The organism is Bartonella sp. AA126HLJHH, from assembly GCF_042197425.1.
Taxonomy (GTDB): domain Bacteria; phylum Pseudomonadota; class Alphaproteobacteria; order Rhizobiales; family Rhizobiaceae; genus Bartonella.
Genome location: NZ_JBHIRU010000003.1, coordinates 1 through 12,164, shown reverse-complemented (window position 1 = coordinate 12,164; position 12,164 = coordinate 1). Strand labels below are relative to the sequence as shown.

General features: G+C 35.8%; 10 protein-coding genes, 1 tRNA gene and 2 pseudogenes. 8 read left to right on the top strand and 5 right to left on the bottom strand.

Annotated elements, in window-relative coordinates; all coding sequences use genetic code 11:
* Window positions 1–30 precede the first annotated feature (30 nt).
* The 3 genes from ACFIQC_RS02475 (at window position 31) to ACFIQC_RS02465 (ending at window position 2,097) form a co-directional block, all read left to right on the top strand.
* The gene (locus ACFIQC_RS02475; RefSeq protein ID WP_375630275.1) at window positions 31–1,005 is read left to right on the top strand and encodes a beta-ketoacyl-ACP synthase III; all 975 of its coding nucleotides are present in this window, start codon (window positions 31–33) and stop codon (window positions 1,003–1,005) included.
* A gap of 77 nt (window positions 1,006–1,082) precedes the next feature.
* Window positions 1,083–1,397: an integration host factor subunit alpha gene (locus ACFIQC_RS02470; RefSeq protein WP_375611576.1), complete on the top strand. Its 315-nt coding sequence runs from the start codon at window positions 1,083–1,085 to the stop codon at window positions 1,395–1,397.
* Window positions 1,398–1,593: 196 nt separating this feature from the next.
* On the top strand, window positions 1,594–2,097 hold the full coding sequence (locus tag ACFIQC_RS02465; RefSeq protein ID WP_375607116.1) for a MerR family transcriptional regulator: 504 nt from the start codon (window positions 1,594–1,596) through the stop codon (window positions 2,095–2,097).
* Window positions 2,098–3,145: 1,048 nt separating this feature from the next.
* On the opposite strand, the gene thrS is transcribed toward ACFIQC_RS02465, so the two are convergent.
* The 3 genes from thrS to ACFIQC_RS02450 all read right to left on the bottom strand — a co-directional run bounded on the left by thrS (window position 3,146) and on the right by ACFIQC_RS02450 (window position 6,013).
* Window positions 3,146–5,122: a threonine--tRNA ligase gene (gene thrS, locus ACFIQC_RS02460; protein WP_375613056.1), complete on the bottom strand. Its 1,977-nt coding sequence runs from the start codon at window positions 5,120–5,122 to the stop codon at window positions 3,146–3,148.
* A gap of 111 nt (window positions 5,123–5,233) precedes the next feature.
* Window positions 5,234–5,584, bottom strand: coding sequence for a membrane protein insertion efficiency factor YidD (gene yidD / locus ACFIQC_RS02455; protein WP_375607118.1), 351 nt, complete (start codon window positions 5,582–5,584; stop codon window positions 5,234–5,236).
* Window positions 5,585–6,013, bottom strand: a complete 429-nt coding sequence (locus tag ACFIQC_RS02450; RefSeq protein WP_375621296.1) for an iron-sulfur cluster assembly scaffold protein — start codon at window positions 6,011–6,013, stop codon at window positions 5,585–5,587.
* 125 nt (window positions 6,014–6,138) lie between these two features.
* Here ACFIQC_RS02450 and folE point away from each other — a divergent pair, with 125 nt between their 5' ends.
* From folE to ACFIQC_RS02430, 4 genes are all read left to right on the top strand, one after another.
* Window positions 6,139–6,750 (top strand): GTP cyclohydrolase I FolE, encoded by a 612-nt coding sequence (gene folE / locus ACFIQC_RS02445; RefSeq protein WP_375611579.1) that lies wholly within the window; start codon window positions 6,139–6,141, stop codon window positions 6,748–6,750.
* Window positions 6,751–6,887: 137 nt separating this feature from the next.
* Window positions 6,888–6,972: transfer RNA gene (locus tag ACFIQC_RS02440), tRNA-Leu, on the top strand.
* Between the two features lie 193 nt (window positions 6,973–7,165).
* Window positions 7,166–8,338, top strand: coding sequence for an alpha/beta hydrolase (locus tag ACFIQC_RS02435; protein ID WP_375607121.1), 1,173 nt, complete (start codon window positions 7,166–7,168; stop codon window positions 8,336–8,338).
* A gap of 137 nt (window positions 8,339–8,475) precedes the next feature.
* Window positions 8,476–8,982 carry a hypothetical protein gene (locus tag ACFIQC_RS02430; protein ID WP_015856440.1) on the top strand — a complete coding sequence of 169 codons (507 nt, stop codon included), beginning with the start codon at window positions 8,476–8,478 and terminating at the stop codon, window positions 8,980–8,982.
* Between the two features lie 353 nt (window positions 8,983–9,335).
* Here the strand turns inward: ACFIQC_RS02430 and ACFIQC_RS02425 are convergent.
* Window positions 9,336–10,359, bottom strand: a pseudogene (locus ACFIQC_RS02425) (tyrosine-type recombinase/integrase).
* A gap of 394 nt (window positions 10,360–10,753) precedes the next feature.
* A pseudogene (locus ACFIQC_RS02420) lies at window positions 10,754–10,975 on the bottom strand (hypothetical protein); the annotation flags it as partial.
* 722 nt (window positions 10,976–11,697) lie between these two features.
* Between ACFIQC_RS02420 and ACFIQC_RS02415 the strand changes: the two are divergent.
* Window positions 11,698–12,164 (top strand): POTRA domain-containing protein (locus ACFIQC_RS02415; protein WP_375706690.1); only part of this gene is annotated, 467 nt, incomplete at its 3' end.

The window sequence follows — 12,164 nt, the reverse complement described above, 5'->3', positions numbered from 1 at the left end:
TGAAAAATTTGAAGAAAAGGTAAGAGCTGAATGATTCGGTCAATTATACGTGGTGTAGGAAGTGCTTTGCCGAAAAGAAGTTTATCAAATGAAGAGATTGCAAAGTTTGTTGAAACGTCAGATTCATGGATTGTTCAGCGTACAGGAATACGCCAACGTTATATTGCCAGTGAAAATGAAACAACTTTTTCTTTAGGAGTTGAGGCTGCGCAAGCAGCACTTACAAATGCTGGTTTAACAATAAAAGACATCGATTGTATTATTTTAGCAACGTCCACCCCGAATCGTACTTTTCCTGCTTCTGCTGTTGAAATTCAGCATGCTTTGGGAATGAGCCATGGATTTGCTTTTGATATTCAAGCTGTTTGCTCTGGTTTTATTTTTGCTTTAACAACAGGAGATTCTTATTTACGGTGTGGGGGAGCTAAAAGAATTTTAGTTATTGGATCCGATACATTTTCTCGAATTTTAGATTGGGAAGATCGTACGACATGTGTATTGTTTGGTGATGGTGCTGGTGCTGTTATTTTGGAAGCACTAGAAACTGAGGGGGGTATTGCTTTTGAGCGTGGTATATTGTCTGCGAAATTGCGTTCTAATGGTGCTTATATAGATAAGCTATATGTTGATGGTGGACCTTCAACAACACAAACGACAGGCTATTTGCGTATGGAAGGACGAGAAGTTTTTAAATATGCTGTTGGTATGATAACGGATGTGGTTGATGATTGTTTTGCAGCTGCAGGTATGGATTCTTCACAACTAGATTGGTTTGTACCTCATCAGGCTAATAAGCGCATTATTGAAGCATCTGCTAAAAAGCTGGGAATTTCACTAGATAAAGTTGTGATTACCGTTGATCAACATGGTAATACGTCTGCTGCATCAGTTCCGTTGGCTTTAACAACAGCTGTTTGCGATGGAAAAATAAAAGAAGGAGATCTTATCATGTTAGAAGCCATGGGAGGTGGATTTACATGGGGAGCAATTCTTATTCGTTGGTAAATTATGGCTACTTGACCATATTTCAAGAAAACGTATAAGTCATTTTGTAATTTTTAATATTTTAATAGGTGGTTATAATGACAAGTAAGACAGTAACGCGTGCAGATTTAGCGAGCGTAGTTTGTAAAAGAGTGGGCTTGTCACATACTGAATCAGCAGCTTTAGTCGAATTGGTTTTGGATGAGATTTGCAACTCACTTATAAGAGGTGAAGCGGTTAAATTATCTTCTTTTGCAACTTTTCAGGTTCGCAGTAAAAATGAACGTGTTGGACGCAATCCAAAAACAGGTGTTGAAGCACCGATTCCGCCGCGACGTGTTGTGACGTTTAAGGCTGCCAATGTCCTTAAACAGAGAATTTTAGATTCGCATCGTGCAAAACAGAAAAAATGATATCTCATAAATAAATGCCATGGTATGTTTGGTATTTGTTAAAGAAATGTATAAAATAAGGGTCTTTATTTTTTAGAAAAAGACTGGTGAGTAAGGTATCAATGATGGTCTTATTTTTGACTAATCTTGTTGAGAAATTGAGACAGAATGAGTCATTGTGAAGTAATTTATTTTGTTTTAAATAAGGTGTTACAAAATGGATAAAAGCTCTGATGCTTTTCGCACAATTAGCGAAGTAGCGGAGTTATTGGAGCTTCCGCAGCATGTCTTAAGATTTTGGGAAACACGTTTTAGGCAGATTAAACCAATGAAACGTGGGGGAGGAAGGCGCTATTATCGTCCGGTCGATGTTGATTTGCTCAATGGTATTAAGCAGTTACTATATGATCAGGGTTATACGATAAAAGGTGTGCAACGCCTTTTGAAAGAAAATGGTGTTGCTTTTGTGACTGCATTGGGTAATGGTGATCTTGATGCTATGAATGTGGTCATAGAGAAGAAACATGCAGGACAAACTTCTGAAAATGCTAGCAATAAGCCTAAGAAATCTTCTTTTGGGCTTTTGAGTTTCATGAGAAATGAGGGAGAAACATCTGTCGGTTCTGTGAATCTTTACAAAGATAAAACTGATAAAGCATTGTTACAAGAAATTCTGTTTGAACTCATTGAATGTAAGCGTGTTCTTGATAGAGCACGATAATAATATTTTTTTATTTTATATGTGTTTTGTAGATATTTAGATGTTTTATGGATGTGCCCAGAATTTTATACGTTCAGCGAGTAGTCATATATCGTATGTGTATATTTAACGAGTTTTTTATAAGAGTTTTTCATTTGGTAAAACATGAAGAAGAGAAAGAATAAACGCTGAGTTTTGCCATTTTTTTTGATTTGGCTTTATAAAAATTAAGGCAATATCTCATCAGTGTAGATTGCGGGATGTAGAATGCCATTAGCTTACCAATTCATGTGCTTGTTTTAAAGAGATGTTTCTTAAGGCTTCTTAATCTTATTTTATCATAATGCCTCGTGAATGATTAATGGTAAACTCGTTGAGTACCGCTATTTTTATACTTATGAAGGTTCAAGTCGGCATCATCATTATAATTATAGCCTGTTCTCAATGACTGCAACAATTCTTAGCACTTTAGGCGGTTCATTGTAGGCATTTTAAAAGTCCTTTCTCAATAATTTTTATCCACGCACTCATTCCGCTTGTTTCGTGCAAGCAAATGATTTTGATAGATTCAACATAAACATATTAAAAATAAGAGAAGCCTATGATATTCGAAACCTTATTTAATATGAATAACGATATATTATCATTATAAATCAATATATTGTCCTTTTTATAAGGGCTTATCTTACGAATAAGAAATATCATTGTTCAGCTAATTTTACATATTTTTTATTAATAAATATAATCTTGTTTTCAGTTTTCTTGCTTGATGTTTCTATAATTATTGTAATGATCTATCCATCATAATAGCAGAATTTTTTTATTATAAAGGTAAAAGATTAATGTTATTATTAATATTCAATTGTCTATGATTTTTGCATTTAAACAGCTCATAGCTTATATTCAACTTTTTCACCAATCCACCTTGTAGAGAAAGAGCACGTTATTCTTTCTGGTGACAGGTCATTGTGCATGAAACAAAAACACACTACAATATCAAATTATTTCATTTTGTACAAAAACTGAAAATTTATAGTAAAAAATTAACGTATTACCATCTTCCGTGATATTATGCATTTATTACACGTTGCAAATCTGGAGGTGTTGCTTCATTTGAGAGTTGTTTAATCACATCTTCTACAGATAAAAGGGTTTGATTTGTACTTCCTAAGCGGCGCATATTTACGCTGTTTGTTTCAGCTTCACGTTTGCCACATACCAAAATTACGGGGACTTTTTGTAAAGAATGTTCTCGTATTTTATAGTTAATTTTTTCATTGCGGAGATCTATTGTTGCGGAAAGCCCAACAGCTTTAAGTTTTGCTGTTATTTTTTGGGCATATTCATTTGCTTCGGATGTAATTGTTGCAACAACAATTTGTTCAGGAGCAAGCCAAAGTGGCATATGTCCAGCAAAATTTTCAATTAATATACCAAGAAAACGCTCCATTGATCCAAAAATAGCACGGTGGATCATAACAGGTTGACGTTTTTCTGAATCTTTATCAATATAGAATGCACCAAAACGTTCAGGGAGATTAAAGTCTATTTGTGTTGTTCCACATTGCCATTCACGACCGATAGCATCCTTTAATGTATATTCAAATTTTGGACCATAAAATGCTCCTTCACCTGGAAGGATGCTTGTTTTGATTTGTCCTGCAAATTTTGTTTCAATCGTTTTAAGGACAGATTCCATGATACTTTCTGCATGATCCCATAATGCATCAGATCCAACTCGTTTTTCTGGACGGGTTGAAAGCTTAAGACTAATTTCTTTAAAACCAAAATCGGCATAAGTTGATAAAATAAGATCATTAATACTGAGACATTCATCGGCTAATTGTTCATCAGTACAAAAAATATGCGCATCATCTTGTGTAAAACCACGCACACGCATAAGACCATGTAAAGAGCCTGAAGGCTCATAACGATGAACAAGTCCAAATTCAGCAAGTCTAATAGGCAAATCACGATAAGATTTTAAACCATGTTTAAAAATTTGCACATGACCAGGGCAGTTCATTGGTTTAAGGGCATAAACATTCCCATGATCTGAATCTTCTTCTGCTGAAATTACTTTGAACATATTCTCCTTATACCAACCCCAATGGCCAGATATTTCCCAGAGTGACCTATCGAGAACTTGTGGTGCATTAACTTCAGCATATTGATGATCATCAAGGCGTCTACGCATATAGCTGATCAAATTTTGGAACATTTTCCAACCTTTTTTGTGCCAAAAAATCATTCCTGGCCCTTCTTCTTGAAAGTGAAATAAGTCCATTTCACGTCCCAAGCGGCGATGATCACGTTTTTCAGCTTCTTCTAGCATATGGAGGTAGGCTTTTAAGTCATTTTCATTTGCAAATGCTGTTCCATAAATTCTCGTGAGCATTGGATTATTGGCATCGCCACGCCAATAAGCTCCTGCAACTTTCATTAATTTGAAAGCATTCCCAATTTGCCCTGTAGATTGCATGTGCGGTCCGCGACAAAGATCAAACCACTCCCCTTGATAATAGATTTTTAAATCTTGATTTTCAGGAATGCTATCAATAAGTTCAACTTTATAAAATTCCTTTTTCTCAGAAAAAACTTTTCTTGCTTTTTCACGAGACCAAATTTCTTTTCTAAAAGGTTTATTGCGTTGGATAATTTCACGCATTTTCTTTTCAATGACGGTGAGATCATCTAATGTGAAAGGTTGTTGGCGTGCAAAATCATAATAGAATCCATTTTCAATGACAGGACCTATTGTTACTTGCGTTTCAGGAAAGAGCTCTTGCACTGCTTCAGCAAGGACATGGGCGCAATCATGCCTTATGAGCTCAAGAGCGCGTGAATCTTCTCGGGTAATAATCTCTACTTGACCAGATTGTCCCAATGGATCCGATAAGTCTCGCGTGATACTATCAAGACTATAGGCGACTGCTTTTTTTGCAAGTGATTTAGAAATAGATTCTGCTAATTCCAAGCCTGTCATTTCGGCGGGGTAATTACGTTTTGAACCATCGGGAAAAAAAAGAGAAATAGAGCAAGACATAAAAACACCCTTTTAATCCAATTCCGCTAACGATTGCGGATGGTTTCGTGAAAATTGAGTAAAAAGCTTATAGACTAATTTTTTATCAATACATGTGAAAAAAGAAAAGGATTATTTGTTGTGTTTGTCAGAAATTTTCCAGTAACGCCAAGGTTTATAAAAACAGCAAGAATTTCCAAGCGATGGAGGGACTGGATCAAAGCCATCTGTTCCAAAGGGCCCACAACGCATGATACGAAAGAGTCCCATCCATGCACCAGCCCAAAGCCCATGGCGTGCAATCGCTTCATATGTATATTCTGAACAAGTCGGAGCATGGCGGCACTGATTACCTATAAGGCTCGAAAGTGTTATTTGATAGAAACGTATTAAGAAAATACCCAATAATCGTCCGGGTGTTTTTTGCCAAGTGCCTGTGTAATTCCGAGTCAACTTTTTTTGTCTAGATTGTGATTTGAACATTTATTTTTCTTCAATTTTTTGAATGCAGTCTATCATTGCATCAAAGGGTAATAGTGTTGCTGCATGGCGCACTTTATAGTCTTTAATGGGCTGTAAGCAAGAAAAATCCTCAAATGGAGCTTGAGGAGAAGGACCATTTTGCGTTAGCATTTGGTAGATAACTTCACGCAATATTTTAAGATCTTGAGTTGTTTGTCCGATGATATGAGATGCTAAAAGTGAAGCTGAAGCTTGCCCTAGCACACATGCATGTATTTCGTGAGCAAAATCGGTAATAATACCATTTTCCACTTTTAAATCTACAGTGATTGTCGAACCACAAAGGTGTGCATGTTTTCTTGATGTTGCATCAGGATTATTAAGACGCCCAATTTTGCCTATATGTGCAGCATATTTAAGTATTTTATCATTATAGATAGTATCAATCATGCGCTATTGCCTGAAATTTTGAAAGTCGTGATTGTTTAAACTTTTAATTCGCTTATATAGAGATTATACAAAATGAGATAGGTATGGAGCAAATGCTTTGTATAGAGTAAGCTTGGAGTTTTTGAATGCGTAATGTTGTTAAAGAAGACGCAAATTTATCTGAAGAAAAGCGTCCGAGTATTGAAAAGGTGGAAGAAGCGATTCGTACATTACTCTTATGGATAGGGGAAAATCCAAATAGAGAAGGGCTTTTAGATACTCCAAAACGTATAGCCAAGGCATATCGCGAGCTTTTTAATGGTTATAGTCAATCGGTTAAAGAAACCTTAGGTACAGTTTTTGAAGAGGTTTCAGGATACAATGAAGCCGTAATCGTAAAGAATATACCTTTTTATTCACACTGTGAGCATCACATGATCCCAATTATTGGGAAAGCACATATAGCATATCTTCCTAATGCAAAAATTGTTGGTCTTTCAAAAATTGTACGTGTTGTAGATATTTTTTCTCGTCGTTTACAAACTCAAGAAGCTATGACAGCGCAAGTGGCTCACGCGTTAAAAACGTATCTGAAGCCTCATGGTGTAGCAGTATTGATTGAGGCTGAGCACATGTGTATGGCTATGAGAGGAATCCAAAAACAGGGCTCTACAACAATTACAAAAAACTTTCATGGTTATTATGAAAAAGATCAAGCGGCACAAGCACATTTTATGATGATGGTTCAAAGGTCATAGTAAAGCCCATATTTCTCGTAATCTTTATTAAGTTATAAAGCATCCGGATAAAATAAATTATGAGAAAAAGAAAATTGGCTTGTACCTTTCTTTATGATTTGTTAAAGGCTAAAAACCAAGATTTTTTCTTTCCACGTGCGGTCGTGGCGGAATTGGTAGACGCGCAGCGTTGAGGTCGCTGTGGGGCAACCCGTGGAAGTTCGAGTCTTCTCGACCGCACCAGTTAGCAGTGAGTCTCTCCATAATGAGATGAAGTTATGTTAGAGAGAGGGGATTTATAGGCATTATAGAAAAATCTTTTTTGTATGTTATTTGTTGGTGTGTTGCCAATAATGTTTCGTTTTTTATTACTTTATCTATGCATTTGAAATGTTATATTTTTATAAGGTGGGGTGAAGTTGCAGTGAGAAGTATAATGATTCTGAGATATTTAACACTTCTTATTTGTATTTCTTTATTATCAGCGTGTAGTGATTCACGTGCTGTACTTTGGCATGGGGTGCATGCAACACCTTCTATGACTGCCGTAGAAAGGGAAGTTGAAGGGAAACCAGTTTCTCCAAAAGCCATCGTTCCAGTGTATGTTGCAACGAGTCGTATGATGCAAAATAATTACGCTCAACCTTATGGTGCAGAGCGATCAAATAAAGTTCATTATAATCGTGTTGACGTAGGAATTCCTCAGCAACATGTAAAGGGAGTTGTTGAAATAAATGCCTATAAACCTACACATGATAAGTATTTTGCAGCAGTAGCATTGCAAAAATACGATAATAAAGAACAGTTTAAACAGCAATTAAATGCTGCTTTAGCAAAAAAGCCAAAAGGAAAAAGAGAAATTTTTCTTTTTATCCATGGGTATAATAATAATTTTGCAGATGGTACATTTCGTACAGCACAGTTTACACACGATTATTCTTTAAATGTTGTCGCTGTGCATTATTCTTGGCCTTCGGCCGGATCAGTTCCTCTTTATATTTATGATCGTGACAGTGCTAATTTTGCCCGTGACGGATTGATAGAGCTTTTAACACTTATTAGTGAAACCAATGCTGATCAAATTTCGGTTATTGCACATTCTATGGGCAATTTTGTTATAATGGAAGCATTTAGAACGTTAGCGTTACAGGGAAAATATAGGCCTATTCGTCGTATTACAAGTTTATTAATGGCTGCACCAGATATTGATGTTGATGTATTTGAGCGCCAACTTAATGATATAAAAAAACTTCCGCAGCCAACCGCTATTTTAGTATCCAGAGCAGATAAAGCTCTTGCGGTTTCAGGACGTCTTACGGGTGGACATCATCGTGTGGGCGATGGCTCAGATATTGAAATGTTGCGTAAAAATGGAATAGCTGTTCTTGATTTTTCTCATGTGGATGGGGGAGCACACAATGTCTTTGCATCTTCGCCAACGTTGATGGCTCTTTCTCGAGAAGGTTCTTTGGCTTCCACAATTATGCAAGGTACAGAATTGTCACCTAGTCAAGCCCTTCTTGCTGATGGTAGTAGTGTGTTGGAAAAAACAACACATCTTATCCTTTATACACCTGTACGTTTTCTCTCTCCACGGATTCCACGTTGATCGTGAAAAGAGAGAAGGGGCTCCATCGAATAATGTATTGGAGGTAATATTTTTTAGCACTTTCTTTAGAATGGTCTTGTAAAATGAAAAATAAATAGCGGGATGAATGTAAAAAACAGTCATTAGGTGGGTTTGTGATGATTGCACGGAAACGCTATGTTAATACGCCTACAGTTGTTGATTATTTGTCTCATTCCGCAATTAAGTTATTAGACATTCATGCTATGCTTGTGAAGGTGAGAAAAGGTGATATGGGGGAAAAACCAAATTTATTGCGTCAAATTGATTCTACAAAAAAACAGTTAGATGAGATAAGCCATGCTCTTATTTTAGAATATCGTAAACGCCAAGAAAATGAGCGTTTTTTAAAACAAATTCTGCTATCCATTTCTGATCAACTTTTTGCACTTAATAATGGTTTTAAGGAAACAGGACGTCTTTTTTTTCAAGAAGTTAGAATACTTCAATCTCAGATGCAATGTTTATATGAGGGAAAGGAGAGGCTGCATTTGTTGAATAGCCAAGAATCTTTTTGTTCTCCGTCAAAGATTGATGAAGTCATTAAACAGTTACAAAAAGCACGAGAAAAGCTTATTCTTGAAAGCCCACATCTCTTTGAAAAAAGCACAAAAGCTAAACAATAAAAGTTCTTTAGTTGAGTAGATAGATAATTTGAATTTTACAGCAAAAACGCTGTTAGATAGAAGGCTATAACCTTTTTAAAGAAAAGAATTTGCTTTAATAAATGAAACACATGCCTTATATCTTTGCTAAAGTTAAGGCTGATTAATTAGGTGACTTTATTGAAAAAAATGTTTGTGGAAAGAATTTTACAAAAAACTTTCTGATTCTTTTAATAATAGCCCGCCGGATAATTTTACCAATGTCATGAAGTTGTTAGTATATTCATTAGGCAAATAAAAAGCAAGTAAAATAAAATAGTTATGTCTAATATAAGGGAATAGGTGAATCTTGATTCTATTGAGTTTTTTTGCCTCTATCCCTCATCTTTTTGAAGCTTTTTTATCGCCTCTATAGCGAACCTTTTGCGATCTGCGCTCTTTGTGTTAAAGAGATGCCATAGCATCATTTGTCCAACCAAAAATTGCTTTGAGTTGTGATACTATTGCACCAGAGTTAGCTGCGCGTGTTGCTGCTAATTTTTTTAAGCCATGTGCTGATTTTTTGATTTCTGCTACTTTACAAGCCTCTCGAAAAAGGTTGCCAAAACTTTCTTTAACTAGTTTTTTACCTTCTTTACCACAAATGAATGTTTGTTCTCCAATAGGACCAGCTTCAAGCGTTTTGGCTAATTCCGGTAAAATAGGTAGAAAGACATCTGTTTGGAATTTACTTTTCTCTGTTTTGAGATGAATAATATTGTCTTTGACATCTTTCCAGCCAATGCGAACCGCATCACCACGACGTAAGCCCGTATACAGAAGAATATCAATCCAAACGCGTTCATGGGTACCATGGGACCATCTTTGATAATATTTCTCAACATCTTCTTTTGTCCAAACAGGAAAGCCGCTTTTATTTTTAAGAGGAGGTTTTTTAACGCCTAAAGTTGGATTATTTTCCAAAAGACCTTGATCAATTGCCCAATTAAAAAGACCATTAAGGGACTTCAGAAAGTTTCTAGCCATTGCTGGTGTATCTTTACGCCGTTCAACACCGGCTATGATATGTTTCTTTTCAATTGCTTGGTATGGAATATTTCCTATGGAGTCGCATATCTTCATAAGAATGTATTCTTTTTGTTTCTTTGTAGTATTAGAGTAGCTATGCCAATTAGAGCTGTTAAAGTATTGTTTAAGCAGCCATGCAAATGACCCTTCAACAAGTTTACCGGTTTTTGATTTAGGAAGTATAAGCCCTTGTAACTCGGCAAGTGCGCTTTTGTAGTTATCAACAAACTCTTGCGTTCCATAGGTACCGCGTATTCTAATGCGTTTACCGTGACCAATACGTACATACCATACAATTTTGCCATGTTGAGTAATTTGTTTGATAGCCATAAAAGCGTTTATAGGCTCTATAATTCAAATGAGTGATTAAAGATCATACGCAACATTTACGTTCCTTTTGATAAGTTTTATATCTCTCATAAAGCACTTGCAATATGATACGTTTTGTATATATGCACTGATTACTCCATTGTGGATGATTCATTTTAATCAATAAGAATCGCTATTTGAAAGCCGCGTCATATCACTTGGCGCGGCTTTTTTTTATTTTACTCTCTCTTTTATGATATGTTTATAGCAATGCGTTTTATATGCGTTTATACACCATAAAAAGGCACGCCCCCCATATCTATTTTTATTCTGTTTTATCAGTTATATTGACAACATTATCGTTTTCATAAACCTTACATTTTTTTGGAACGACACTTACTTTACTTTGACTGTTTAATTTTGCATTGCCATAGGCTTTACCCCAGACCTTGGCATTGCCATAAACCCTAGCATTTTCATAAACGTGACCATTTTTAAACACAAGAGCCTCATCATAGTCCCAGCAATTGCACTCATGAGAGAGGTTATCTTCCTTTTCAATAAAGCCGCCTAAGGTACCTGCTTTGATATCAGCAAAATCTTTTAATGCTTTAATAATGAATTCAATTAAATCCATTTAGAATAAATAGCGAGTATCAGAAGAGGTAAAGTCATTCAAAAGCGGATAAATTTTTTTCAAAAGGTTTTTTAAATGCTGTTTATCCACAGCCTATGAGAGAGATCAGATCAGCAAAATAGTGAAATCTGCTATTCGTTTTATGAAAAAAAGACAAATGCACTATGTGCTTTAAAATATCAGAATGAGTATTTTGAAGAATTTTATTGCGAATTTTGCTTATAGGTTTTGAAGGTTTCTCACACCCTCAAAATACCTTCAAAAATATACCGCGGGTTGTATTTATAGGTTGTGTTTTAATATAGATTGTATCTCTAAAATGCTAATATATTGAAATATAATGATTTTTATTTTTCGATTGAAAAAAAATATATAAAGGGGGGTAAAAAGAACCCTCAAAATACTCAAAACCCCTAAAACTCATAGATGAGGCGTTCTTTGAAGGTTCACTCTATGAATGCAAGGAGATATGGTTGAGCAAATTTATCCTTTATATTTATGGGGATATTGATGTATTAACCATTGACGGGCTAAACAGTTTTGGTTAAAGGTCTTTTTATATAAATGTGGGGGAGAGATCTTCAGCAGTTAAAATAAAGCAGTTTTTGCGTGTCACTTTTTTGGTAACAGAGGCATGTGCTTTTGTTAAAAGCGTTATAGGGCAGTGGCTGTTTTGAGTGGACTTGTTAGAGGTTTCATGAAGTTCTTTTAAAGAGTGCTTCATGAATAATGCAAAGCGGGGGCAATCTGTATTGTTATTGATATTTTTACGCCAAAGTTCTCTTTTGAGAATTTTTCGTGCCATTGTTGTTTTCTTTGGCTTGTTTACAGGTGTAAATGTTTATGCGCGCTCCTCAGCTATTTTTCATTCCCCAACAGATAATTTTTCTCGTAGGTATTCAGAAAAGCAGCAATTAGAAAGAATTGAGAAATTACGGTCTTTAACGCCTAAAAGGATCAAGACGCCTTCAGAGCAAAATCCAGAAATGCTTTTGGGTGGGAAGCAATGTTTTCCCATTCATGCTGTTGTTGTTGAGGGAGTGCACCATGTCAAAAAGCGCTCTATATCAGCCGTAACAGAGCCTTATGTTGGAAGATGTATCGGTCTTGTCGATATTCAGCTCTTAATCAAGAAGTTAACCAAAGTTTATTTGGATCAAGGCTATGTAACGGCGCGTTTTTATATTCC

Coding starts and splice junctions, on each gene's coding strand:
- ACFIQC_RS02475 (WP_375630275.1), top strand. CDS start 31: ATGATTCGGTCAATTATACGTGGTGTAGGAAGTGCTTTGCCGAAAAGA.
- ACFIQC_RS02470 (WP_375611576.1), top strand. CDS start 1,083: ATGACAAGTAAGACAGTAACGCGTGCAGATTTAGCGAGCGTAGTTTGT.
- ACFIQC_RS02465 (WP_375607116.1), top strand. CDS start 1,594: ATGGATAAAAGCTCTGATGCTTTTCGCACAATTAGCGAAGTAGCGGAG.
- thrS (WP_375613056.1), bottom strand. CDS start 5,122: ATGTCTTGCTCTATTTCTCTTTTTTTTCCCGATGGTTCAAAACGTAAT.
- yidD (WP_375607118.1), bottom strand. CDS start 5,584: ATGTTCAAATCACAATCTAGACAAAAAAAGTTGACTCGGAATTACACA.
- ACFIQC_RS02450 (WP_375621296.1), bottom strand. CDS start 6,013: ATGATTGATACTATCTATAATGATAAAATACTTAAATATGCTGCACAT.
- folE (WP_375611579.1), top strand. CDS start 6,139: ATGCGTAATGTTGTTAAAGAAGACGCAAATTTATCTGAAGAAAAGCGT.
- ACFIQC_RS02435 (WP_375607121.1), top strand. CDS start 7,166: ATGATTCTGAGATATTTAACACTTCTTATTTGTATTTCTTTATTATCA.
- ACFIQC_RS02430 (WP_015856440.1), top strand. CDS start 8,476: ATGATTGCACGGAAACGCTATGTTAATACGCCTACAGTTGTTGATTAT.